Origin of the sequence: Luteibacter jiangsuensis, from assembly GCF_011742555.1 — a bacterium.
Taxonomy (GTDB): domain Bacteria; phylum Pseudomonadota; class Gammaproteobacteria; order Xanthomonadales; family Rhodanobacteraceae; genus Luteibacter; species Luteibacter jiangsuensis.
Map to the genome: position 1 here is coordinate 413,337 of NZ_JAAQQR010000004.1, position 24,050 is coordinate 437,386.

The window sequence follows — 24,050 nt, forward strand, 5'->3', positions numbered from 1 at the left end:
GCATTCGTTCCAAAGGCCATAAGGGCAGAGGAGCCGGACCCCGCCCCAGGTCCGGGCCGTGGGATGAAGGACTTACGAGCGATTGGACGTCAACGCCTTCCTGCCTGGCTCTGATTCTTCTTTGGGCAGGCTACGCGATAAAGGGCTGGCTTGGCGTACACACGGTCGGATTCGCGGGCCTTGACCTGCAGTTCGATCACGGCGCCCTCGTCGTTTGGTACCCGGCTCGACTGTATACTGCGACACATATATCTGATCCGCAGCCGCCCGATATCTTCCTGTCGTGATAGCTCGTATTCGTGCTCTTGGCAGCCGATTCCACTGCAATCGAGCCGAGTCGACCAGACCCTTACCGGAAATCGAGGGTTTCCTTTGAAACTGAAAGGCATCTGGGTGTCGCGATTTATCTGCCCCTCAACCTGTTCGGTTGGATTGATCGCGAATTCCTCGCACGGCAGCTTGTTCCGATAGAGCCGATAACCCTTTGCGACACCACGCATCGCGAGCACCTGAAAGTCTCGTTTCTTGAGGAACTCGGCGTCTTTGGGATTGGTGTGGAATCCAACCTCAACGATGACCGATGGCATCCGGGCTAATTTATTTTCTGCGTGCCAAGAAGCCACGTGCGGCACTGAACTAACAGAAAAGTCCTTGAAATCGTCGTCCGTACGAATCAGTTCTCGCGCGCTGCATAGAATCTTCGACGCAAGCTCGTGATCTGCAGGCCGGCCATGGATGTATGTGCGCAACCCATTGACCTCACTGCTCGTATCCGCATTGGTATGGATATGAATCAGTGCATCTGCCTTCATGTGATTGGCGAAGAGAGGGCGGCTACGAATGTCTTCGTTGCGCTCTTTCAGGGAGTTATCCTTGCCCTGTGATTGCCATACATCCCTTAGTTCGGGATCTGACCTTTCAAGATGGTACCGTGCGGCGAGGCGCCACCATGATTCCCCGCTGGGTTTGTGGGAAAACCTATCGCCGTGGTAGCGAAGGGTCTTAACTTCGGCATTGTCGCGTTGTAATTCCCAGAGGAGGTGCCCGGAAAGCACCGGCGTGATGTCATCCTCGAGGATGCCGTTGGCCGACTCTCGCTGCGCACGCCAATCCTTATACTTGTGGTGAAAGTAAAGCCCGTGCCCCGGCGATACGACCACGAGGGGTTTGCGGTCGACATTGCGCCGACGCCTCTGACTCCTCTCGGAAGCTTCAGGACGGCGATTGATCGGCCAGTGATCGGCATCGAAGCCGCCGAACCTGAAGTCTATGCCGGTAACGCCGTCGATCCTCTCCATCGGCCCCCACAGTGCGCTGCTAAGATGCGCGGCGAAATCGTTGAACTCGCTCGTCAACGCATCGGGCCCAAGTCGCTCATCGACATTGAGAAGCACGAGATTGGTCATCGGGTCGACGCTGACCTCGACGTGGATCGGTAACGGGTCTTCGCTGAAAAAGTGCGCCCCGATGATGGCATTGTCGACGGTGCGCTGCATTTCCCTGACGAGGTTTACTTGCTCATCTTCCGTCATTTCGACGATTGTCTTTTTCGGAACCTCCTGTGCGATCGCTTGAGGCACGCACGTGCAGGCCGCGGTGAGCATCAAACATAGGAATATCCTCCGGCTTAGTGATTGCGACATGGTCAATCCGAGTGGCGCCGCGGAGCGCGGCGTCTCCATCGTCCTTGTCGGCACGGACTTGGATGAGTCGCCACTTCCCGCGCACTTGCGTCAATCGATCACTTGCCCGTCCCGGGAAAGGACTCACAGCGCGCGCCGGCTCTCCCGACAAGCCGCCTCAAGCATGGGGATCGTCTTCGGTGTCCACCTCGAGGCGAAGCCTCTGGCCTCACCTTCCGAGCCGACGGCGGCTTCGGCCATGCAATGAGGCGCTGGATTCCTGCTTTCGCAGGAATGACGAGCGGGAAATTGGTTGGTTCACCGCACTTCGTCCCTGCGAACGCCAGACCTGTGTCACGCGAACATGCTGAACCGCACCAACAAAAAAAGCCGCGACCCGAAGGCCGCGGCTCTTATACGCACAGCAAAGTGCGCGAGGCTTACTTCATCAGACCCGCGAGGGTCTTGCCGAGGTCGGCCGGGGACTTGACCGTGGTCACGCCCGCCTTTTCCAGCGCGGCGAACTTCGCCGCCGCCGTGCCCTTGCCGCCGGAGATGATCGCGCCGGCGTGGCCCATGCGCTTGCCCGGAGGAGCCGAGGCGCCGGCGATGAACGACACCACGGGCTTCTTGACGTACTGGCCGATGAACTCGGCCGCGTCTTCCTCGGCGCTGCCGCCGATTTCGCCGACCATGATGATGCCTTCGGTCTGCGGATCGTCCTGGAAGAGCTTCAGGCAGTCGATGAAGTTCAGACCGTTGATCGGGTCGCCACCGATGCCGATGCAGGTGGACTGGCCCAGGCCTTCGTTCGTGGTCTGGAACACTGCCTCATACGTGAGCGTGCCCGAACGCGAGACGATGCCGACCTTGCCCGGCTTGTGGATGTGACCCGGCATGATGCCGATCTTGCACTCGCCCGGGGTGATGACGCCGGGGCAGTTCGGACCGACGAGCACCACGTCCGGATGCGACTTCAGCACGTTCTTCACGCGCATCATGTCGAGCACCGGGATGCCCTCGGTGATGGCCACGATGACCTTGATGCCGCCGGCGATGGCTTCGAGGATCGAGTCGGCCGCGAACGGCGGCGGCACGAAGATCACCGATGCGTCGGCGCCCGTCTGGTCGACGGCGTCGCGCACGGTGTTGAAGACCGGCAGGCCGATGTGCTCGGAACCGCCCTTGCCCGGGGTGACGCCACCGACGATCTTGGTGCCGTAGTCGATCGCCTGTTCGGCGTGGAAGGTACCCTGCTGTCCGGTGAAGCCCTGGACGAGGACCTTGGTGTTCTTGTTGATCAGGACGCTCATGTTGCTTTCGCTCCTCAGGCCGCGGCGGCCACGGCCTTCTGGGCCGCATCGTTGAGATCGTCGGCCGGCGTGATCGCCAGGCCCGAGTTGGCCAGCAGTTCGCGGCCCTTCTCGACATTGGTGCCCTGCAGGCGCACGACCACCGGAATCTTCAGGCCCACTTCCTTCACGGCGGCGATGATGCCTTCGGCGATCAGGTCGCAGCGCACGATGCCGCCGAAGATGTTGACCAGGATGGCCTTCACCTTGTCGGACGAGAGGATGAGCTTGAACGCCTCGGTGACGCGCTCCTTGGTGGCGCCGCCGCCGACGTCGAGGAAGTTGGCCGGCTCGCCGCCCGCCAGCTTGATCACGTCCATCGTGGCCATCGCGAGGCCGGCGCCGTTGACCATGCAGCCGATCGTGCCGTCCATGGTGACGTAGTTGAGATTGTGCTGGACGGCGGCCGCTTCGGCGGCGTCTTCCTGCGTGAGGTCGCGCATGGCGGCGAGGTCCGGATGACGGAACTCGGCGTTGTCGTCGGAGTTCACCTTGCCGTCGAGGGCGGCGAGGTTGCCGTCGGCGAGGATCGCCAGCGGGTTCAGCTCGACCAGCGAGAGGTCTTTCTCGTTGAAGAGCTTGTACAGGCCCAGCATGATCTTGACGAGCTGGTTCACCTGCTTCGGGTTCAGGTCCATCTTGAACCCGAGCTCGCGGCACTGGTACGGCTGCAGGCCTTCCACGTAATCCACCACGATGGTGTGGATGTCTTCCGGCGTGTCGTGCGCCACCTGCTCGATGTCGACGCCGCCGTGCTTGGAGGCGATGAACGAAATCGACTTGGTGTCGCGATCGGTGAGGATCGACAGGTAGAGTTCCTTCGCGATGTCGGTCGCGTCGGTGACCAGCACCAGGTTCACCGGCAGCGCACGGCCGGCGGACTGGTAAGTTTCCATGTTCGTGCCGAGCATGCCCTTGGCAGCGGCGCGGACATCGTCCAGGCTACGGCAGAACTTGACGCCGCCGGCCTTGCCGCGGCCGCCTGCGTGGATCTGGGCCTTCACCATCCACTGCGTGCCGCCAAGGTGCTTGGCGGCGTCGACGGCGGCGTCGGGAGAGTTGGCAGTCTTGCCCGGCGGCACGGCGATGCCGTACTTGGCGAACAGTTCTTTAGCCTGGTACTCGTGGAAATTCATTCGATACCTCGAGCGAACGGGAGAAAACGTGTGAACGCGCGCCGGCCGTGAGGCCTGCACGGGGAGGGGGGAGCGATTGCGAGCTGTTTCACGCAATACGGCCGCGTATTTTCCCGCAAGGCGCCCCGGATGGAAAGGGGCGCCCGCCCATCCGCCCACGCACGGTGCGACGCAGTCGGCTTGCTGCAACGGCCGGCACCCCTATACTGGAACCTTATCCGGGCCCCGGGGGGCCCCGGCGGAGAAGCATCCAGGTGTCCACGCCCGCGTCGACCATCGCCGCCCGAACCCGCGCGAACCAGAGCACCGCGCGCCACGAACTCTTCTTTTTCAACTACTTCCGGCTGGGCCAGGCCGCCGTTTACACCGCCCTGGCGTTCCGCCCGGAGCACATGAACTGGCCGGCGCTGCCCGAGCCCGTGATCGCCCGGGTGTTCGCCCTTGCCTACCTGCTGGCCGCCCTGGTGATGGTCGCCCGCACCCGCCCGAGCCTTCAGCGGCCCGTGCTGATCGTGTCGATCGGGCTCACCCTCGACGTGGCGGCCGCGCTGATGGCCCTCGTGCTCATGCACGACGTGCGCATGGGCGTGGCCATGATGCTGGCCGTGAACATCGCCACCGGCGCGCTCCTGCTGCCCTTCCGGCTGTCCATGTTCTTCGCCGCGCTGGCCACCCTGGGCATGCTGGGCCACTCGGTGTTCGACCTGACCACCGATCCTTCCGACAGGGAGCTCGCGGAATACGGCCTGTTCGGCGCCGCCTATTTCGCCTGCGCCTCGCTGTGTTACGTGCTGGGGCGCAATATCCGCGCGTCCGAGGCCCTGGCCGAGCAGCGTGGCATCGATCTCGCCAACCTGTCGCAGGTGAACGAGCTGATCATCCGGCGCATGAAGACGGGCGTGCTGCTGGTGGACGAAGGCAATCGCATCCATCAGCTCAACGAGTCGGCCTGGATGTTGATGGGCAACCCTTCAGCGGACCAGCGCGATCTGGGCAGCCTGGCGCCCGAGTTGTCGCGACGCCTCTATCACTGGCGCGCCTCGGGCAAGCTGGACGAGAGCGCCACCATGCTTGCCGACGGCACGCCCGAAGTGGTGCCCCGCTTCACCCGCCTCGCGCCCAACGACGATTCGCACGTGCTGATCTTCCTCGACGACACCTCGCTGGTGTCGCGCCGGGCGGAAGAACTGACCCTGAGTTCGCTGGGCAGGCTCTCGGCCTCCATTGCCCACGAGATTCGCAATCCGCTCGCCGCGATCCACTACTCGGCGCAGCTGCTGGCCGAATCCACCGACATGAACGACACCGACCTGCGCATGGTGGAGATCATCAACAACCACTGTTCGCGGCTCAACGAGATCATCGAGAACATCCTGCAGCTCTCCCGCCGGGAGCGCTCGCGCCCCGAGACCCTGGACCTGGGCCAGTGGGTGCATCACTTCGTGACCGAGTATCGCCAGGGTAACGACCTGGGCTCGGACATCCTCCGCGCCGTTTCCGGCAGCGAACCCGTGGCCGCGGTGGCGGACCCCCAGCACCTGCAGCAGGTGATCTGGAACCTCGTGCAGAACGCCCTTCGTTACGGCCGCCTGCCCGGCGAGCCTGCACGCGTGATGCTCGTGGCCAGGCATTCGGAGGCCGGCATCCCCATTCTCGAGGTGATCGACCGCGGCCCCGGCATCCCGCCGAAAGTGGCCGCGCAGATCTTCGAACCGTTCTTCACCACGCACGAATACGGCACGGGCCTGGGACTTTATCTCGCCCGCCAGATGGCGGAGGCCAACCAGGCCGCCCTCGAATACGTGCGCGTGGCGGGCGGCGGCAGCTGCTTCCGCATCAGCCTCACGCCGCCCGCGCGCACCGCCGCCGCGGCCCCCGTGGCGGCACACGCGTGAAGGCCAGCCTTTGCGTATCCCGCCCGGGCGGTTACATTTGGACCATTAACCGAAGCTTTCGGACCCAATGAGCAAGCAGACCGTACTGGTCATCGACGACGAGCGGGACATCCGCGAGTTGCTGACCATCACTCTTGGTCGAATGGAACTCGACGTCGACGCGGTGGGGAGCGTTAGCGAGGCGCGGAGCGTGCTGGCCTCGCGGCACTACGACCTGTGCTTCACCGACATGCGCCTGCCGGACGGCAGTGGCCAGCAAATCATCGAACTCATCGCCGCTCAGTATCCGGACATGCCGGTGGCGATGATCACGGCCTATGGCAATGTCGACGCCGCCGTGACCGCCTTGAAGGCCGGCGCCTTCGACTTCGTGTCCAAGCCGGTGGACATCCACCTGCTCCGCCGCCTCGTGCGCACGGCATTGCGCCTGTCGGAAGAACGCAAGCCCGATACCGGCAACAAGTCGGCTTCCGGCGCGGATCGCCTCATCGGCGACTCCCCCGCCATGACCGAGGTACGCGGCAAGATCGCCAAGCTGGCCCGCAACCAGGCACCGGTCTACATCGCTGGCGAATCCGGCGTGGGCAAGGAGCTGGTCGCGCGTCTCATCCACGAGATGGGCCCGCGTTCCGCCGGCGCCTTCGTACCGGTGAACTGCGGTGCCATTCCGTCCGAACTGATGGAAAGCGAGTTCTTCGGACACCGCAAGGGCAGCTTCACCGGCGCGCATGCCGACAAGGAAGGCCTCTTCCAGGCGGCGCAAGGCGGCACCCTGTTCCTCGACGAAGTGGCCGAACTGCCCCTGCACATGCAGGTGAAGCTGTTGCGCGCCATCCAGGAAAAGGCGGTGCGCCCGATCGGCGGCCGCGACGAGATTCCCGTGGACGTGCGCATCCTGTCCGCCACGCACAAGAACCTTGCCGCGCTGGTCGAACAAGGCCTGTTCCGCCAGGACCTGTTCTACCGCATCAACGTGATCGAACTGCGCGTGCCGCCGCTGCGCGAGCGCCGCGGCGACGTGCCCCGCCTGGCCGATTTCATCCTGCGGCAGCTGGCGGCCGAGTCCGGCGGTGCGCCCGGGAAGCTCAAGCCGGAAGCGCTGGCGGCGCTGGAGGCTTATCACTTCCCCGGTAACGTGCGCGAACTGGAGAACATCCTCGAACGCGCCATGGCCATGTGCGAAGGCGACACGATCGAGGCCGACGACCTCATGCTTCCCCAGCGCACCGCGATGCCACCGACCGCGGCCGCGACGGAAGCCGTACTCGCCGCGGCGGCGGTCGCACAACCCGCACCGCGTGCCGCACCGGCCGCGGACGGCTCGCTCGAGGACTACATCTCGAATATCGAGCGCGACACGATCATCAAGGCGCTGGAAGAGTCGCGCTACAACAAGACGGCGACGGCGAAGAAGTTGGGGATTACGTTCCGGGCGTTGCGGTATAAGTTGAAGAAGTTGGGGATTGACTGAGGTTTCATGGCCTCGGTCACGTCACGTTCGGCATGACGCGTCGTCCGCGAACTCAGGTATCGAGACGAGCGTTGAGAATCTCAGCAGGACTCTCATGTGGAGCCTTGCAGGCTTTCAGCAAACACTATCGCCTCCTCCAAAAGGGGCTGCAGTTCGCTACCTTCGACATGGAAGTACGCATTGCCAGAGCCCACGTGCACCTGCAGGAACTCTGGTGCACGCGCGTGATCGACTCTCACGCTGACGACGGCGCCAGCTCGCGCGAAAGAGTTCAGCCCCTCAAGTAGGTCAGCAATCACCCCCGGACCAGTACCGTCCGCCGAGTTCGACTCGACGGACAACGAAATCCCACTCAAGGCCCTTTCCAGCGCAGGGCAGAGTTCCGCGGAGTCCTCCCGGAACGCCGGCTCCGAGTCGGGACCACCGTCGATAAGCACGGTGTACATTCCCCGGCGCACTCGCAGTCCATCCATTTTCACGAGAGACGATTGCCCGGAATGGCCTGATTCGACCAGTCTCAAAACAAGGCTGGCGACACGTAGCCACGATTGCGTATCGCATGTCGCGATGCTGTCGTTGATGCTCATCTCGTCGAAATCACCGTACCGCAACGGTCACTCATCGGGCGGCGTCCCAAGTGCTTCCGCAGCCAACATCGCCTTCAGGACCGGAACGCCCGACAGGTCGAATGTTCCGGACCGGCCGACGCCTGTAACCAGCAGGCGTCCTCCGCCTTCAATCCGATTCTTGAGGCGCACTTCATCCGAAGCTCTTGCAGGTGTAAATGCGATCATTCCATCCATGCAGTGACCCTTGAAGAGCGCCGAACGGCCTCCGACGGAAAATAAGCGTAGTTCCGCCATTGCTCCGACACAAAACGGACCTGGCGAACCGTCGCCAATAGCAAACCTGGCATCCCCCGGCCCATCCTGGTGGAAGACAAGCAAGTGCATGGAGCTGACGCCTTCCGCACGCAACCAGTATCCCCGTGCCGGCCAAGGCCGCCACCAAGAAGCACGCGGATCGTTCTTGTGCGCAGCACGCTCCGCCTGATATCGGTCGAGAGCATCTATCAACGCGTTCGCATAGGCCTGCACCTCGGGCGATCCCTTGCGCGGTCTCTGCAAAGCTTCGGGACCGGGAGCGAACAGGTCGAAAGCGTTGGTGTCGCCGCAGGCGAGCATCGCCGCGAACGCAAGTGCCAATGCAGTCCTGGTCCTCACGCGTGAGTGCCTGCTCCCAGCAAGCCGCGGAATCAGCGCTTCGCCTCGCTAGCATCCAACGCCTCACGCACCTTCCGCAGCAGCGCCCTCGACTGCACCGGCTTTTCGATCACATACAGATGATCGAGCTGCGGCAGTTCGTCGAGGTTCGGTGGCGCATCCGGTCGCGCCAGCAAGAGCACCGCGCCGGTGTAACCGTGGTCGAGCAGTGCGGCCAGGGTGCGCACGCCGGTGAACAGGTTCATGTCGGCGTCCATCACCACGAGGTCGGGCACGCCGTGCGCTTCGATCCATTGGAGCGCGGCGGTGCCGCTCTGGCTTGCACCGGCCTGGTAGCCGTAGGTGTCCAGGGTGTCGACCAGCAGCGACAGCTGCACTGCTTCCTCCACCACCACCAGTACTCGCTCGGCCTCGCCTTGCAGGCTGGCGTCGAGTACCTGCGCATCCATGTGATCGGCGTCTTCCGCGTTGAGCGGCAGATAAAGATGGAACTCGGTGCCCTCGCCCACCTGGCTGCGCACACGCATGAAGCCGCCATGGCTGGCGACGATGCGCTTGCACGAAAGCAGGCCCAGTCCGGTACCCGCCGCTTTGGTGGTGAAGAATGGCTCGAACAGTCGTTGCAGCACCTCGGGGGACATGCCCTCACCCGTGTCTTTCACCGAGAGGCGCAGATAACGGCCGGGCAGCGGCTGCTCGACCTCGGTGAAGAAGTCTTCGGGAAGGCTCACGAGGTCGGTTTCGATGACCAGTTCGCCGCCGTTGGGCATGGCCTGAATGGCGTTGAGGCACAGGTTCAGCAGACACTGCTGCAACTCCGTGTGGTTGCCTTCGAAGGCCACATCGGGATCGAAGACGTCCACGCGCATCTTCACCGTGCGCGGCACACTTCCTTGCAACAGCAGCTTCAGCGCTTCGAGCAAAGCACCCAGCTTCACCTGTTCCGCGCGTCGCGCACCGCGGGCGAACGAAAGCATGGACGAAACCATTTCCAGGCCGCGGCGTCCGCAGTCGCGCACCAGCGCGCCAAGTCGGGCCAGCCGCGGGTCGTCCGCGTAGTCTTCCAATGTGTCGCCCGCCAGCAGCAGCGGCTGCAGCAGGTTGCGCAGATCGTGGCTCAGGCCGCCGGCGAGCAGCGCCAGACTTTCGAAGCGCTGCGCGCGAATCAGTTCCTGCTCGGCACGCACGCGCGCACGCTGTTCGTCGGCTTCGCGCAGCGCACGCCGCACCGCGCTGGCGAGGCGGGCGGTGTTGTGCTTCAGGATGTAATCGGTGGCGCCGTTGCGCAGCGCCTCGATGGCAGCTTCCTCGCCGATCGTGGCGGAGATGAAGATGAACGGGATATCCGACGAGCGCTCGCGCAGGATGTGCAACGCGCGCTCGCCACTGAATGCCGGCAGACTGAGGTCGGACAGCACGATGTCGGGGCGGAACCCTTCCAGGGCGGCGACGTACGCCTCTTCCTGGTCGACGAGCTTCACCTCGAATTCGAGGCCGTCCTGCTCGAGCTCGCCAAGGACGAGCTCGGCGTCGAACTCGTTGTCCTCCACCTGGAGGATCCTTACTTTCCCGACCTGTTGCCCGCCTATGTCAGTCATGGGTTCCACCCGTGCCTCAGTCGCCTTCAGGACGCTGGTTGAGCACGGCCCAGAAATGGCCGAGCGTCTGCACCGCGGTGAAGAACTGCTGCACGTCCACGGGCTTCAGCACGTAGGCGTTCACACCCAGGTCCCAACTGCGGGCCAGGTCGCTCTCTTCGCGCGAGGAGGAAAGGATCACCACGGGCAGGCGCTTCCAGCGTTCCTCGGAGCGCAACTGCTTCAGTACCTCCAGACCGTCCATGCGAGGCATCTTGATGTCGAGCAGGATCACGGCCGGATCGCCCTCGGCGCGGTCGGCGAAGGGCCCACGACGGTACAGCCAGTCGAGGCAGTCCACACCGTCCTCCAGGTGGACGATGGGATTGGCGAGCTTGGCCTCGCGGAGGGCGTCGATGGCCATCTCGGCATCGGCCATGGAATCTTCGACGAGGAGGATCGTACGCAGGTCACGCTTGTTCATGTGTCACCCGTTGTGGCGCCGGGAACGTCCGATGCCGGTAATGAAAAATGGAAGGTGGCGCCGACGCCGGTTTCGCCTTCGGCCCAGGTACGCCCTCCATGGCGCGCGATGATGCGTCTCACATTGGCGAGGCCGATCCCGTTGCCCGGGAATTCCGATGCGCGATGCAAGCGCTGGAACACGCCGAACAGCTTGCCCGCGTACTGCATGTCGAAACCGGCACCATTGTCGCGCACGCTGAATTCGTAGTCGCCCACCGGCAGGCGGTTCACGCCGACCTCGATGGTGGCCACCTCGCGGTTGCTCGTGTACTTCACCGCGTTGCCCAACAGGTTCTGCCAGACCGTGCGAAGCATGTTCTCGTCGCCGACCACGATGGGCATGGGAGCGATCTTCCACTCGATATGGCGGTTGCGGGCGTCCGTTTCCACCAGCGCGCGGGCCTCGTCCACCAGCGACTGCATGTCCACCGGCTGCAGGCGCAGCGCGCCGCGACCGAGCCGCGAGAACACGAGCAGGTCGTCGATCAGCTGGGCCATGCGCCGCGACGAACTGCTGATCACGTCGATATAGTGGCGCACGCGGTCATCCGCCTTGTCGCCGAGCTGCGCCTCCAGCTTGGCCGCGAAACCGGAGATGTGCCGCAGTGGCGCGCGCAGGTCGTGCGACACGGAGTAACTGAAGGCTTCCAGCTCCCGATTCACGTCGGACACCTGCTCCACCTTGCCTTCCAACTGGCGGTTCAGCTCGCTCACCTTCTGCTCGACCAGCGCTCGCGCGGTGATGTCGCTCACCGTCAGCAAGAGGGCCGGGTCTGCGTTGTCCGGCTGTTCGATACGTCGGGCGTTGATCACCACGAAGCGATCGATACCGTCCACCGTGCGCTGGGTGAGCTCGTAATCCCAGAGTTCGCGGTCGCGCGTGATGACATCGCCGAGGCGCTGCAACAGCGCGGTGTCGGTCCACGCGCCGTCGCCGATCTGGTCCAGCGGCAGCTTCTGGTCCCGCTCCGGGTCGAAGCCGTAGAGTTCCGCGAAGGCGGTGTTCACCAGCAACGTGCGGAGCTGCCGGTCGAGCATCGCGATGGGCTCGCGCACCGCCTGCACAATCAGCTGCGAACGGCTGACGGCGCTGGCCACGCGGGATTCGGCGGCCAGCCGGATGGCGATCTGCCGTTCCGATACCACCACCACGATGCCTAGCAAGGCCACCTGGGCCAACGCCGCCACCAGGAGAACAAGCCGGTTGTCGGCGGCCAACTCGGCGGCTTCCTTCCTGCGGGTGTCGAGCAGTTTCGTCTCCTCCGCCAGCACCGCCTCGATCTGCTTGCGGAGGGGAAAGAGCTCGCGGGCGTCTTCCATCGAGGCAAGCGCCCCAGGACGATCGCCGGCCTGCAGGCGCTGCAGCGCCTGCTCGGCCAGCGCCATGCGTCCGCTGGCGATGGTTTCGAGCGCGCCCAGACGGCCCACCTGCTCCGGGTTGTCGCGGGTCATTTCGCGAAGGCCGGCGAGAATACCGGGTACCACCTTTCGTGGCGCACGTGCTCTCTCTTCCAGCGCCGCGCTGGCCGGCGCCCCCGCCAGCCTCGCATAGATGGCGGCTTCGCTGGCGCGCAGGTACTCGGCCATCTCGTAGACGCTGGCCTTCACCTCGGAGGTATGGGCGACCCAGTCGCGCGAGTTCAGTGCTTCTTCGGAGCTCGAGCGCGTGACGACATACGGCAGCGCGACGATCACGAGCACGGCAGCAAGCAGGCCCACCAGGCGCCAGCGCGGTCCGATACGTACCATCATGCCTTCGTCATCCCCGCGACGACTCCTGTCAATGAATGCCTCATTCTAAACGAGGACGGGCACGCCCTCCTCCCCGCAAGGTGGTGGAGAGAGGCGTACCCGTCCGGATGGAGGCGAGCTTAATGCCGAAAGGACGGTGAATTCCCCGTGACGGGGAACCCGCGCCAACCGGCAGGCGGCATTTGCGGCTCAGTCGTGTTGCGCGGCCCCGCTCATGGAGTACGGCTGGCTGCCCGGGGCGGTGCCCCAGTCCTTCGCCGGCGTCTCCTGCATCGAGAAATGCAACTCGCCGCCAGCCACGATCTCTTCGTGCCGGATATACGTGCGGTCGAGCGCCTTGCCGTTGAGCGTCACCTTGCCCACATACGGGTGCTTCGCGTCCAGATGGTCGGCCGACACGGTGAACTTCTTGCCGCCGGCGAGGTTGAGCGTGGCCTTCTCCACGAAGGGGCGGCCGATCACGTACTGATTGCTGCCGGGCGCCACCGGATAGAAGCCCAGCGACGTGAAGATGTACCACGCCGACATCTGGCCCAGGTCGTCGTTACCCACGAGGCCCGTCGGTGTGGGGGAGTATTGCGTCTGCATGATCTTGACCAGCCGCTCCTGGGTCTTCCAGGGCTGGCCGGCATAGTCGTACAGGTAAGCCACCTGGTGGCTGGGCTCGTTGCCATGCGCGTACCAGCCGATGAGGCCGGTGATGTCTTCCACGTGGGCAAACGACTTGGGGTCCACCTTCGCGTCGAACACCTGGTCGAGCTTCTTCACGAACGCGTCCTTGCCGCCCAGGGCCTCCATGAGACCCGCCACGTCCTGCGGCACGTACCAGGAGTACTGCCAGGCGTTGCCTTCGGTGTAGTCGGTGCCGTAGCCGGCCGACGACGGGTCGAACGGTTCGCGGTAACTGCCATCGCTCTTGCGGGCGCGGAGGAAGCCGGTCTTCGTATCGAAGCTGTTCTTCCAGTTGCCGGCGCGCTTCATGAAGGTGGCAGCGATGTCCTCCTTGCCCATGGCCTTGGCCATCTGCGCGAGCGACCAGTCGTCGAAGGCGTACTCCACGGTCTTGGAGGCCGCTTCCGGCTGGCGATCGATCGGCACGTAGCCAAGCTTCATGTAGTCGTCGATACCGCCATAGGGCCCATAGGTGGCGCTGGCCACCATGGCGTCGAGCGCCGCCTTGGTGTCGTAGCCGCGAATGCCCTTCATGTAGGCGTCGGCGATGACCGGCACCGCGTGGTAGCCGATCATGCACCAGGTTTCCATGCCCTGGTATGCCCACACCGGAAGAATGCCGAAGGGGCTGGCCTGCTGTGCGGCGATGAGCGAACTGACGAAATCATTGCTGCGAGCGGGCTCGAGCAGGGTCATCAGGGGCTGCTGGGCGCGATAGACGTCCCACAGCGACCACGTGGAATAGAAATCGAAGCCCTTCGCCTTGTGCACCTGGTTGTCGGGGCCGCGGTATTCGCCGTTCACGTCCATCGACAGGCCCGGCGCGATCATGGCGTGGTAAAGCGCCGTATAGAATGTCTTGCGGGTTTCCGCGGGCGCCTGCACGTCCACGGTGGAAAGTGCCTTCTCCCACGCCTGGCGGGCTTCGGCGCGGCGGGCGTCGAAGTCGAACCCGGCACCGTCCTTGTCGAGGTTGGCCACCGCGTTGTCCTCGCTCACCGACGACACGGCCACTTTCACGATCAGGGGCTTACCGAGGTCGCCGAAGTCGAACACGCCCTCCAGGGCCCGGCCGCTGATCGCGTCAACGTCCTCGGCGCGGTTGCCCGGCCCGGAGAAGCCCCGGTACGGCACGTCCTTTTCGCGGTTCTTGAGGCTGCGCGAGGTCATCGGCTGGTTGAAGCGCATGGCGAAGTACAGCTGGCGGCCGGGCGCCCACCCGCGGGTGGTGCGGCCGCCGGTCACCGTGCCGTCAGCACGGACGCGCACCGACGACCAGAGCACCTTGCCGTCGTAATCGTAGATGCTGGGGCGCAGGTCGAGCAGAAGGTGGGCCGGCTTGCCCTTCGGGAAGGTGTAGCGGTGCCAGCCCACGCGGGCACCGGCGGTCAATTCGGCCCGTACGCCGTAGTCGGCCAGCGTGACGGCGTAGTACCCTGCCTCGGCCTTTTCGCTCTTGTGGTCGAACCGCGAGCGATAGCCGCTACCGGGCTGGTCGGGGGAACCGGGGTCCAGCTTCACATCGCCGGCAATGGGCATGACGAGCACGTCGCCCAGGTCGGAATGGCCGCTGCCGGAGAAGTGCGTATGGGAGAACCCCTGGATGCTGGAATCGCCGTACTGGTAGCCCGCGGCCCACTTGTAGGCGTGCTTGAAGTCCGGCATGGCCGTGTCCGGCGAGAGCTGCACCATGCCGAACGGCACCGTCGCGCCGGGGAAGGTGTGCCCATCGCCGCCCGTCCCGATCATGGGGTCCACGGCCGCGAACGCGCCTTCGGCCTTGCCGCTGGAGGCTGCGGCGGCCAGGGCCGGCAGCGCGAGGGACAGGGCTGCGGCCAGCAGGCCGCGGCTGAGGCGGGTGGTTTTCGACATCGGTGGCTCCCCTTCGGTAGGCAAATCGCGGGTCCCGATCATTTGGATCGTGACAAACGCGTCGAACGTAGCAAAGATAGCGCAGTCGCGCATGTTGCAGTGCGTGATGCATCCCTGGCCACCCCGCGCGATGATCGCCGGGTTTAGATCGTTTGAAGGAGTTCCGATGTCGAGGAATACCCCGCAGCGCCGCAAGGTGACGCTCGCCGATATCGCACAGGGCTGCGACGTCTCCCGGGCCACCGTCTCGCTGGTGCTGCGTGGCAGCCCGCTGGTGAACTCCGCCACCCGGGCCCGGGTGGAAGCCGAGCTCAAGCGCCAGGGCTACGTGTACAACCGTGCCGCGGCCAACCTGCGCCGGCGTACCTCCTCCAGCATCGGCCTGGTCATCAACGACCTGGGCAACCCCTTCTTCGCGGAATTCGCGGCCGGCGCCGACGAGGCGTTGGCCAGGGCGGGGTACGTCACCCTGCTGGGCAATACCGGCGAATCGCCCATCCGCCAGCAGGCGGTCCTGAACTCGCTGATCGAGCACGGCCCGGCCGGGATCATCCTCTCCCCGGCCGAAGGCAGCGAGGGCGAACAGGTGTTGGCCGCCGTGGGCATGCATACGCCCCTGCTCGTATTCAACCGCGAGTTGCCCGACGACAACGGCGCCCATCGCTGGGACACGCTCGAGATGGATAACGAGCACGGCGCGCGCCTCGCCACGGAACATCTCATCCATCTCGGCCACCAGCGCATCGCTTTCTTCGGTGGCCACCGCGATTCCAGTTCGGTGGAGCAGCGCCGCCGGGGCTACGCGGGAGCGATGCGCGATGCCGGCCTGAAGGTCGATCCAGCCTGGCTCATCGAGAGTGCGCCCACCCGCCTGGAAGCGGCCCGGCAGACGGGCGCGCTGTTCGCGCGCGACCCGGCGCCCACGGCAGCAGTTTGCTACAACGACGCCGTCGCTCTGGGGCTTATGCTTGGCCTGACGAAGCGGGGCCGGCGCCCGGGCGAGGATTTCGCCCTGACCGGCTTCGACGACGTCGCAGAAGCGTCGGTCTGCGTGCCGCCCCTCACCACCATCGCGGTCGATCCGCGTGGCCTGGGGCGTCGCAGCGCCGAACTCATCCTCGAGAGACTTGGCAAACCCGAGACGGAAGCAGCCTATACGATCGCGCCGGTACGGCTCGTCGTACGCGAAAGCAGCTGCCCGCCCTCCTCCCCCTGAACCCCTTAATGGAGCGCCCCATGGCCACCGGATATACGCCATCGCCCAACACGCCGTCCGCAGCAACACCGGGCGACAACCGCTACACCTACTTCCCGCTCGCGCTCGGCGTGATGACGACGATCTTCTTCATGTGGGGTTTCCTCACCTGTTTGAACGACATCCTCATCCCGCATCTGAAGGCGGTGTTCGAGCTCAACTATTTCCGCGCGTCGCTGATCCAGTTCACGTTCTTCGGCACCTACTTCATCATGTCCCTTCCGGCCGGTGTCCTGGTAAAGGGGCTCGGTTACAAGAAGAGCATCGTTGCCGGACTCGCCGTGGCAGGCGTGGGCGCCCTGGGTTTCTGGCCCGCCGCCGCGTCGCATAATTACTACGCGTTTTTGGGCGCTCTCTTCGTCCTCGCGACGGGTATTACCATCCTGCAAGTGGCAGCAAATCCCTACGTGGCGCTGCTGGGGCCGGAGCGCACTTCGTCGAGCCGACTGACCCTGGCTCAGGCGCTCAATTCGGCCGGCACAGCCATCGCTCCCATCTTCGGCGGCCTGCTCATCCTCGCCGATACCCCGAAGACCGGCGACGAGGTCGCCAAGCTCTCCGCCGCCGAGCAGATTGCTTACCGGGCTCACGAAGCCAGCGTGGTTCAGGGCCCCTACCTCTTCCTGGCCGGCGTGCTCTTCGTACTGGCGATCCTCGTGTTCCTTTTCCGCATGCCCGCGCTTGACGAAAGCACGGAAAAGGGTGACCCCGCCCACCACACACTGCGCGAAGCGCTGCGCTATGCGCATGTCTTCTTCGGTGTGCTCGCCATCTTTTTCTATGTCGGCTCCGAGGTAACGATCGGGAGCTTCCTGATCAATTTCCTGCAGCTGCCCAACATCGGAAACATGTCCCAGCAGGATGCATCCCATTACGTGACGGCCTACTGGACCTGCGCGATGGTGGGGCGTTTTGTCGGATCGTTCCTGCTGACCAAGTTCCCGCCCCGCAAACTGCTCGCGGTTTTTGCCACGATCAACCTCGTGTTGCTGTTGATCACCATCCTCGGTAGCGGCTCTCTCGCCATGTACAGTGTTGTCGCTATCGGCCTCTTCAACTCGATCATGTTCCCGACGATCTTCTCGCTGGGCATCGAGCGCATGGGCCCGCTGACCGGCAAGGCGTCGAGCCTGCTCATCATGGCCATCGTCGGTGGCGCCTTGTTCCCGCCGATCCAGGGTTACTTTGCCGACCATATCGGCCTTCAGGTCGCTTTCTTCGTCCCGTTGATCGGTTACGCCTACATCGTGTTCTACGGCCTTTCCGGCTCGAAGATCCGAAGCGCGCCGGTTACTCGTTGAGAACCTCGATGACGACCGGCATTCGCCGGTCGTCTTTTTCCTCTTTCCGCCCCAAGGACAGGCCGTAGCATGTCTTCCATCCTCTGCTTCGGCGAGGCGCTGATCGATTTCCACGCACAGCCCCAGGGCGGCGCCGGTCAGCCTCCCGCCTTCGTTCCCTTTGCCGGCGGTGCGCCGGCCAATGTCGCCGTTGCCGCGGCGCGCCTGGGCGGCAAAGCCCGTTTCGCAGGCATGCTTTCACGCGACATGTTCGGCGATTTCCTGCTCAAGAGCCTCACCGAACTCGGGGTCGGCACGGAAGACATCGCGCGCACCGACGAGGCCCGCACCGCGCTGGCCTTCGTGGCGCACGACGAAAAGGGCGACCGCAGCTTCAGCTTCTATCGTCCGCCGGCCGCCGATCTCCTGTTTCGCCCCGAGCATTTCCGCCCCGGCGCGTTCGACGACCTGGCCGTTTTCCACGTCTGCTCCAATTCGCTGACCGAGGCCGCGATTGCCGCGACCACCGTCGAAGGCATGCGCCGGGCGCGTGCCGCCGGCGCGCTGGTCAGCTTCGACATGAACCTGCGTCCGGCTCTCTGGCCGAAGGACGAAGCGCCCCTGCCGCGCCTGTGGGAAACCCTGAACGAAGCCGACGTGATCAAGCTGAGCGCGGAAGAATTCGCATTCATCCACGCCGGTGCGGGTTCCGACGACGCGGTGCTGGAGCGGCTGTGGCGCGGCAAGGCGCGCCTCCTGCTGGTCACCGACGGCCCGGAACCGATGCGCTGGTTCACCCGTAGCGCCCGCGGCACGCTGCAGGGCTACACGGTGGACGCCGTGGACACCACCGCCGCCGGCGACGCCTTCGTGGGTGGCCTGCTCGCGCGGCTGGCCATGGAAGAAGTCACGCCGGCACGCTTCGACGCGCTTATCGCCGACGAAGCCCGTCTCGTGGGCCTGATCCGCTTTGCCGCGGCAGCCGGCGCGATCACCGCGACGCACAAGGGCTCGTTCACCGCCATCCCCGACCAGGCCGAAGTGATGGCCTTCATGGAGAAGCACGCATGACGACCGTCCCCCTCCCCGATTTCCACTCCGTCGATGTGCTGCGCGACCACGTCGCGAAGACGATGGCGTTCTACAAGCCGAACGAAGTCGATCCCGCCGGCGGTTTTTTCCAGTACTACAAGGACGACGGCACGGTTTACGACCGCAGCCATCGCCACCTCGTTTCCAGCACGCGCTTCGTGTTCAATCACGCGATGGCCTACCTCGAGTTCGGCAAGCCCGAGGACAAGAACCTGGTGATGCACGGCCTGAAGTATCTGCGCGAGGTGCACCGCAATCCCGAAACGGGCGGTTACGCCTGGACCATCGCCGACGGCAAGCGCGACGACCAGATGAACCACTGCTACGGCCTGGCGTTCATGCTGCTGGCCTATTCCTGCGGTGTGAAAGCAGGCTTCGACGAGGCGCGCGGCTGGCAGGACGAGATTTGGAACCTGCTCGAACAGCGCTACTGGGAGCCCGCGCACGGTCTCTACCGCGATGAGGCCGACAAGGACTGGAACTTCACGGGCTATCGCGGCCAGAACGCGAACATGCACATGACCGAGGCCATGATCGCCGCGTGGGAAGCCACGAAGGACGATCGCTACCTCGACCGCGCCATGTTGCTCGCGAACAACATGACCCAGCGCCAGGCTGCGCTCACCCCGCAAAAGCTGATCTGGGAGCACTACCACGAGGACTGGTCGATCGACTGGGAATACAACCTCGACAATCCCAAGCACCTGTTCCGCCCGTGGGGTTTCCAGCCCGGTCACCAGACCGAGTGGGCAAAGCTCCTGATGATGCTCGAGCGCTACACCAAGGGCACCTCGCGTCATAAGGACTGGCTCGTTCCCACCGCAAAGCATCTCTTCGACGAGGCGCTCGACAAGGCCTGGGACAAGGAATACGGCGGCATCGCCTATGGCTTCGCTCCGGAGGGCGAGGTGTGCGACGACGATAAGTATTTCTGGGTGCAGGCCGAATCGCTCGCCGCGGCGCAGTTGCTGTTCGAGACCACCGGCGAGCGGAAATACGACGAGTGGTACGAGAAGATCTGGGCCTACAGCTGGCAGCACCTCGTCGATCACACGTACGGCGCGTGGTTTCGCATCCTGAAGCGGAACAACGAAAAGTACGACGACGAGAAGAGCCCGGCCGGCAAGACGGATTACCACACCATGGGCGCGTGCTACGAGGTGATGGCGTCGCTGCGGCGCATGCAGGGCGACTGAATCGACATCCTGGCACTCACCGCAGCCCAGCTTGGTCGTCATCCCTGCGAAAGCAGGGATCCAGGGCCCAGCTCGGTCGTCATCCCTGCGGAAGCAGGGATCCAGGGCCTCGGTACTCATTCGTGCGGTAAGGCTCTGGATTCCTGCTTTCGCAGGAATGACGGGGGGGGTGTCAGGGTAGGGACTGCTTGAGTGTGGCGATCCCTTCCCAAGGATCCGCCTCCAACGTCTTCGCCCGCTTCATTGCCTTCTTCATGTCGAAGGCTCCACCGGTCTTCAGGCGGGCGATCTCTTCCCAGCGCAGCGGCATCGCCACGGGTGCGCCCGGACGGGCGCGCAGCGACCAGCCGGTCACGCTCGTCGCCCCGCGGGTGTTGCGCAGCCAGTCGATGAAGATCAGCCCCTCGCGCTTGGCCTTGCTGGCCTCGGCGATGTAGAGCGCCGGCTTTTCCGCCACGAGAGCATCGGCCACGCATTCGCAGAAGGCCTTCACCTTCTCCCATGACGGGCCGCGGCGTATCGGCACCACCACGTGCAGGCCTTTCCCGCCGGAAGTGCGCACGAAGCTTTCCAGCCCCGCGGCGGCGAGGCGCTCGCGAATCATGCGCGCCCCCGCGACCACCGCCTTCCACTCCACGCCTTTCGCCGGGTCGAGGTCGAAGATCATCCGGTCGGGCTTGTCGGGGTCGTCGACGCGGGAACCCCAGGGATGGAACTCCAGGGTGTTCATCTGCACGAGTTCGAGCACGCCGCGAACGTCGTCCACGTAGATGTATTCGGCAGCGCCTCCGTCCTTCTCTTCCAGCGTGACCGAACGCACGTGCTCGCCCAAGGTGTCGGCATGGTGTTTCTGGAAGAAGCACGGGCCCGTGGCGCCCTGCGGACAACGCACGAGCGACAGCGGGCGCTGACGCAGTTCCGGCAGCATCCAGTGCCCCACGGCGTCGTAGTAAGCCGCGACCTCGCCCTTGCTCGGCCCACCCTCCCCGAAAACCGGACGCTCCGGATGGGTGATGGTGACACCGCCGACAACGAGACCCGCCATGGCTCAGCCCGCCCGGCGCCGCGCCGGCGCCTTGCGGCTGGCGGTCTTCTTGGTGGCCTTTTTCGCGGCCGTCTTCTTCGTTGCGCTCTTCTTCGCGGCGGATTTCTTCGCAGCGGCCTTCTTCCCGCCACCCTCGCTCGCCGAGGTGCTTTTCGCCGCCGGCGTGCGCGTCTTCGCACCGATGCTCTTCTTCAGCAACGCCATGAAGTCCACCACGTTGGTGGCGGCGTTCTCCGGCGTACGCTCCTCTTCCTCCACGGTGGCCGTCACGCCCTTGCTCTTGAGGCGCTTCTCGATGGCAGTGCGCAGCTTGGCGCGGAATTCGTCGTGGTAATCCTCGGGCTTCCACTTGCCCGACATCGACTTGATGAGGTCCGTCGCCATCTCGATCTCCCGTGGGGAGATGCGGTAGTCCGAGGCGGACTTGCTGGGGAGTTCGTAATCCTCCGCGTCCACCACCTCGGACTTGTAGCGGAGGAGGTTCATGACCAGCGCGTCGCCCTGCGGCATCACGGCGGCCAGGTATTCCTTCGTGCGGATCACTACGCGCCCGATGCCGACCTTGCCGGTCTTCTTCAGCGTCTCGCGCAGCAGCACGTAGCCTTTCTCCGCCTTCTTCGCCGGCAGCAGTACGTAGGGCTTCTCATAGTACGCCGGGGAAATGTCCGTGGCGTCGACGAAGGTGTCGATCTCGACCGTCTCGTGCGCGTCGCTCGCGGCGTTGCGGATGTCCTCTTCCTCCAGCACCACGTAATTGCCCTTCTGGTACTCGAAGGCTTTCACGATCTCCTTCCACGGCACCTCTTCGCCCGTCTCGGCGTTCACCCGCTCGTAGCGCACCGGGGTGTTGTCGCGCTGGTCGAGCATGCGGAAATGCAGGTCGTTGCGACGCTCGCCCGACATCAGCCGGATGGGGATGTTGAGCAGACCGAACGAGAGCGTTCCGGTCCAGATGGGGCGGGCCATGGTGCGATCCTCGGCGCGTAGGTGCGGCGAGGATACGGGTGTGGGCGTGCAAGGTTTGCAAAATCGCAGCGAACTGTGGGAGCCGGCTATGCCAGCGATCCCGCGGCAACGGGCGAGCCTGCCGCGGGCACCCATCGCCGCTGAAGCGGCTCCCACAGGGTTATCGGGCCATGGTCACTTCGCCTCCACCACCGGCAACTCGATGGCGCTGGCCGTGCCGGGTGTGTGCCATACCTGCTGCGTGGCCTTCCGGTAGTCGGAGGGCTTGGCGAAGAAGATGTTGGGCACGAAGGTCTGTGGGTTCCGGTCGTACAGCGGGAACCACGACGACTGCACCTGCACCATCACCCGGTGGCCCGGCTGGAAGGTGTGGTTCACGGTGGGCAGGCCGAAACGGTATTCGAGCGGGGTGTTCGGCGTGAGCGGTTTTCCTTCACCGAAGCCCTCGCGATAGCGGCCACGGAAGATGTCCATGGACACCGAAAGCTCGTAGCCGCCCATGGCCGGGTTGCTGGCGTTCGCGGACGGATAGACGTCGATCAGCTTCACCACCCAGTCGCTGTCGGTGCCGCTGGTGGAGGCATAGAGGTTTACCTGGGGCGCGCCGGCCACCCGCAACGGCGCCGTGAGGGGGTCGGTCACGTACGTGAGCACGTCGGGGCGGCCGTCCACGAAGCGCTGGTCCTGCACCAGCCACGTGGTCCAGGACTGGCGGTCGTTGAAGTGCACGGGGCGCGGCACGTAAGGCACCGGCTTGCCCGGATCGGAAACGTATTCGTCGTACTTCGCGGCCGCGGCCGCGGGTGCTTCGAACGAGAGCGTGCCGTTGGCCCCGAGGTACAAGGAACGGTTCTTCTTCCCCTGGGGCCAGGACTTGAAGCGGTCCCAGTGGTTCTCCCCGGTGTTGTAGATGAACACCGGCGGCGTGTTCGCCTTCGGCGCGCCGTCAACAAGGTACTGGTTGAAGAACGGCAGCAGCACGTCGCGGCGGAACTGCAGCGCGGTGTCGCCGTCCCACTGCAACGCGCCCAGCGAGGCCGCTTCGTAGTTCACCTGGCTGTGGCGCCAGGGGCCCATCACCAGATAGTTCTTGTCGTTGCCCTTGTCCTTCGGCTCCACGGCTTCATAGCTGTGGATGGCGCCCCACATGTCCTCCTGGTCCCACAGGCCCTGCAACCACATGGTCGGTACCTTCAGCGGCTGCTTCGCCATGATCTTGTCCAGCGCCTGCTCCTGCCAGTACGCGTCATAGGCGGGGTGCTCGCTGAGCTTGCGCCAGTAAGGCAACTGATCGAAGCCGTTGGCACGGGCATAGTCGCCCGCCGAACCCGCCTGAAGAAAGTTCGTGTAGTCGTCATCGCCCGCGCTCGGAATGGTGGCACCCTTCCCGCGCTTCGCGTTCTGGCCCGCGATGTAAGCAAAGTTCGTCTGGCGGAAGGCGCCGTAATGGAACCAGTCGTCGCCCATCCAGCCGTCCACCATCGGGCTTTCCGGTGCCGCCACCTTCAACGCGGGGTGCGGATTCACCAGGGCCATGACCACGGTGAACCCTTCGTACGACGAGCCGAGCATGCCCACCTTGCCGTTCGACTCCGGAAGGTTCTTCGTCAGCCAGTCGATGGTGTCGTAGGCGTCGGTGGAATGGTCGACCGGCGTGTCGTTGAGCGGCCCCCGCAGCGGGCGGGTCATCACATAGTCGCCTTCCGATCCGTACTTGCCGCGCACGTCCTGGAACACACGAATGTAACCGGCATCGACGAACACCTCGTCGCCCATCGGCAACAGGTTGCGCATGGTGGAAGACACCGTCCGCTCGGCCCGGCCGTCGGCGTTGTAAGGGGTACGGGTGAGGAGTATGGGCGCGTGCTTCGCGTTCTTCGGAATGACGATGACGGTATGCAGCTTCACGCCGTCGCGCATAGGGATCTCGACCACGCGCTTCACGTAGTCGTTGGCCGTTGTCGGCAACTCGAACCGGGAGGGGATGTCCGGCGTCATCGGTGCCGTTTGCGCAGCGGCGAACGTGGAGGCGACAGCCAGGGACAGGGCGAGCATCGGAAGCGACACGGAGAGACGTGGCATGGAGTTTTTCCTGCGGCAGTGGGACGGAACCCTCCAA

General features: G+C 64.6%; 18 protein-coding genes. 6 read left to right on the forward strand and 12 right to left on the reverse strand.

Features of this window, described 5'->3' with window-relative positions:
* Window positions 1-89: 89 nt before the first annotated feature.
* The 3 genes from HBF26_RS11760 to sucC form a co-directional block, all read right to left on the reverse strand.
* The gene (locus HBF26_RS11760) at window positions 90-1,604 is read right to left on the reverse strand and encodes an N-acetylmuramoyl-L-alanine amidase family protein (protein ID WP_167126330.1); all 1,515 of its coding nucleotides are present in this window, start codon (window positions 1,602-1,604) and stop codon (window positions 90-92) included.
* Between the two features lie 458 nt (window positions 1,605-2,062).
* The gene (gene sucD, locus HBF26_RS11765) at window positions 2,063-2,935 is read right to left on the reverse strand and encodes a succinate--CoA ligase subunit alpha (RefSeq protein WP_167021860.1); all 873 of its coding nucleotides are present in this window, start codon (window positions 2,933-2,935) and stop codon (window positions 2,063-2,065) included.
* A 14-nt stretch (window positions 2,936-2,949) separates the two neighbouring features.
* Window positions 2,950-4,110, reverse strand: a complete 1,161-nt coding sequence (gene sucC, locus HBF26_RS11770) for an ADP-forming succinate--CoA ligase subunit beta (RefSeq protein WP_167021859.1) — start codon at window positions 4,108-4,110, stop codon at window positions 2,950-2,952.
* A gap of 254 nt (window positions 4,111-4,364) precedes the next feature.
* On the opposite strand from sucC, the gene HBF26_RS11775 reads away from it, so the two are divergent.
* Complete coding sequence (locus HBF26_RS11775; protein WP_338039670.1) at window positions 4,365-6,005, forward strand: sensor histidine kinase; 1,641 nt, start codon at window positions 4,365-4,367, stop codon at window positions 6,003-6,005.
* A gap of 67 nt (window positions 6,006-6,072) precedes the next feature.
* A complete protein-coding gene (locus tag HBF26_RS11780; protein WP_167126333.1) occupies window positions 6,073-7,476 on the forward strand; it encodes a sigma-54-dependent transcriptional regulator in 1,404 nt (467 codons plus the stop codon).
* A gap of 92 nt (window positions 7,477-7,568) precedes the next feature.
* On the opposite strand, the gene HBF26_RS11785 is transcribed toward HBF26_RS11780, so the two are convergent.
* From HBF26_RS11785 to HBF26_RS11810, 6 genes are all read right to left on the reverse strand, one after another.
* Window positions 7,569-8,063 carry a hypothetical protein gene (locus HBF26_RS11785; RefSeq protein ID WP_167126336.1) on the reverse strand — a complete coding sequence of 165 codons (495 nt, stop codon included), beginning with the start codon at window positions 8,061-8,063 and terminating at the stop codon, window positions 7,569-7,571.
* A 27-nt stretch (window positions 8,064-8,090) separates the two neighbouring features.
* The gene (locus HBF26_RS11790) at window positions 8,091-8,681 is read right to left on the reverse strand and encodes a hypothetical protein (RefSeq protein ID WP_167126339.1); all 591 of its coding nucleotides are present in this window, start codon (window positions 8,679-8,681) and stop codon (window positions 8,091-8,093) included.
* Between the two features lie 50 nt (window positions 8,682-8,731).
* Window positions 8,732-10,297 carry a hybrid sensor histidine kinase/response regulator gene (locus HBF26_RS11795; RefSeq protein WP_167126342.1) on the reverse strand — a complete coding sequence of 522 codons (1,566 nt, stop codon included), beginning with the start codon at window positions 10,295-10,297 and terminating at the stop codon, window positions 8,732-8,734.
* A 16-nt stretch (window positions 10,298-10,313) separates the two neighbouring features.
* Window positions 10,314-10,760 (reverse strand): response regulator, encoded by a 447-nt coding sequence (locus tag HBF26_RS11800; protein ID WP_167126345.1) that lies wholly within the window; start codon window positions 10,758-10,760, stop codon window positions 10,314-10,316.
* Complete coding sequence (locus tag HBF26_RS11805) at window positions 10,757-12,553, reverse strand: CHASE3 domain-containing sensor histidine kinase (RefSeq protein WP_167126348.1); 1,797 nt, start codon at window positions 12,551-12,553, stop codon at window positions 10,757-10,759. The genes HBF26_RS11800 and HBF26_RS11805 overlap by 4 nt, the downstream gene beginning before the upstream one ends.
* Before the next feature lie 189 nt (window positions 12,554-12,742).
* Window positions 12,743-15,097, reverse strand: coding sequence for a GH92 family glycosyl hydrolase (locus tag HBF26_RS11810; RefSeq protein ID WP_167126351.1), 2,355 nt, complete (start codon window positions 15,095-15,097; stop codon window positions 12,743-12,745).
* Window positions 15,098-15,263: 166 nt separating this feature from the next.
* Between HBF26_RS11810 and HBF26_RS11815 the strand changes: the two genes are divergently transcribed.
* From HBF26_RS11815 to HBF26_RS11830, 4 genes are all read left to right on the forward strand, one after another.
* Window positions 15,264-16,313, forward strand: a complete 1,050-nt coding sequence (locus HBF26_RS11815) for a LacI family DNA-binding transcriptional regulator (protein WP_167126355.1) — start codon at window positions 15,264-15,266, stop codon at window positions 16,311-16,313.
* A 20-nt stretch (window positions 16,314-16,333) separates the two neighbouring features.
* The gene (gene fucP / locus HBF26_RS11820; RefSeq protein ID WP_167126358.1) at window positions 16,334-17,653 is read left to right on the forward strand and encodes an L-fucose:H+ symporter permease; all 1,320 of its coding nucleotides are present in this window, start codon (window positions 16,334-16,336) and stop codon (window positions 17,651-17,653) included.
* Between the two features lie 69 nt (window positions 17,654-17,722).
* Entirely contained in the window at window positions 17,723-18,703 is a 981-nt protein-coding gene (locus HBF26_RS11825; protein ID WP_167021843.1) for a carbohydrate kinase family protein, read from the forward strand.
* On the forward strand, window positions 18,700-19,920 hold the full coding sequence (locus HBF26_RS11830) for an AGE family epimerase/isomerase (protein ID WP_167126361.1): 1,221 nt from the start codon (window positions 18,700-18,702) through the stop codon (window positions 19,918-19,920). Before HBF26_RS11825 ends, HBF26_RS11830 begins: the two co-directional genes overlap by 4 nt.
* Before the next feature lie 172 nt (window positions 19,921-20,092).
* Here the strand turns inward: HBF26_RS11830 and ligD are convergent, their stop codons facing one another.
* From ligD to HBF26_RS11845, 3 genes are all read right to left on the reverse strand, one after another.
* Window positions 20,093-20,965, reverse strand: coding sequence for a non-homologous end-joining DNA ligase (gene ligD / locus HBF26_RS11835; RefSeq protein WP_167126364.1), 873 nt, complete (start codon window positions 20,963-20,965; stop codon window positions 20,093-20,095).
* Between the two features lie 3 nt (window positions 20,966-20,968).
* The gene (gene ku, locus HBF26_RS11840; protein WP_167126367.1) at window positions 20,969-21,931 is read right to left on the reverse strand and encodes a non-homologous end joining protein Ku; all 963 of its coding nucleotides are present in this window, start codon (window positions 21,929-21,931) and stop codon (window positions 20,969-20,971) included.
* Between the two features lie 174 nt (window positions 21,932-22,105).
* Window positions 22,106-24,013, reverse strand: a complete 1,908-nt coding sequence (locus tag HBF26_RS11845) for a CocE/NonD family hydrolase (protein WP_167126370.1) — start codon at window positions 24,011-24,013, stop codon at window positions 22,106-22,108.
* Between the last annotated feature and the right edge of the window lie 37 nt (window positions 24,014-24,050).

Excerpts from the sequence above, each read along its gene's own strand:
- HBF26_RS11760 (WP_167126330.1), bottom strand. The coding sequence starts at position 1,604 with ATGCTCACCGCGGCCTGCACGTGCGTGCCTCAAGCGATCGCACAGGAG.
- sucD (WP_167021860.1), bottom strand. The coding sequence starts at position 2,935 with ATGAGCGTCCTGATCAACAAGAACACCAAGGTCCTCGTCCAGGGCTTC.
- sucC (WP_167021859.1), bottom strand. The coding sequence starts at position 4,110 with ATGAATTTCCACGAGTACCAGGCTAAAGAACTGTTCGCCAAGTACGGC.
- HBF26_RS11780 (WP_167126333.1), top strand. The coding sequence starts at position 6,073 with ATGAGCAAGCAGACCGTACTGGTCATCGACGACGAGCGGGACATCCGC.
- HBF26_RS11785 (WP_167126336.1), bottom strand. The coding sequence starts at position 8,063 with ATGAGCATCAACGACAGCATCGCGACATGCGATACGCAATCGTGGCTA.
- HBF26_RS11795 (WP_167126342.1), bottom strand. The coding sequence starts at position 10,297 with ATGACTGACATAGGCGGGCAACAGGTCGGGAAAGTAAGGATCCTCCAG.
- HBF26_RS11800 (WP_167126345.1), bottom strand. The coding sequence starts at position 10,760 with ATGAACAAGCGTGACCTGCGTACGATCCTCCTCGTCGAAGATTCCATG.
- HBF26_RS11805 (WP_167126348.1), bottom strand. The coding sequence starts at position 12,553 with ATGATGGTACGTATCGGACCGCGCTGGCGCCTGGTGGGCCTGCTTGCT.
- HBF26_RS11810 (WP_167126351.1), bottom strand. The coding sequence starts at position 15,097 with ATGTCGAAAACCACCCGCCTCAGCCGCGGCCTGCTGGCCGCAGCCCTG.
- HBF26_RS11815 (WP_167126355.1), top strand. The coding sequence starts at position 15,264 with ATGTCGAGGAATACCCCGCAGCGCCGCAAGGTGACGCTCGCCGATATC.
- fucP (WP_167126358.1), top strand. The coding sequence starts at position 16,334 with ATGGCCACCGGATATACGCCATCGCCCAACACGCCGTCCGCAGCAACA.
- HBF26_RS11825 (WP_167021843.1), top strand. The coding sequence starts at position 17,723 with ATGTCTTCCATCCTCTGCTTCGGCGAGGCGCTGATCGATTTCCACGCA.
- HBF26_RS11830 (WP_167126361.1), top strand. The coding sequence starts at position 18,700 with ATGACGACCGTCCCCCTCCCCGATTTCCACTCCGTCGATGTGCTGCGC.
- ligD (WP_167126364.1), bottom strand. The coding sequence starts at position 20,965 with ATGGCGGGTCTCGTTGTCGGCGGTGTCACCATCACCCATCCGGAGCGT.
- ku (WP_167126367.1), bottom strand. The coding sequence starts at position 21,931 with ATGGCCCGCCCCATCTGGACCGGAACGCTCTCGTTCGGTCTGCTCAAC.
- HBF26_RS11845 (WP_167126370.1), bottom strand. The coding sequence starts at position 24,013 with ATGCCACGTCTCTCCGTGTCGCTTCCGATGCTCGCCCTGTCCCTGGCT.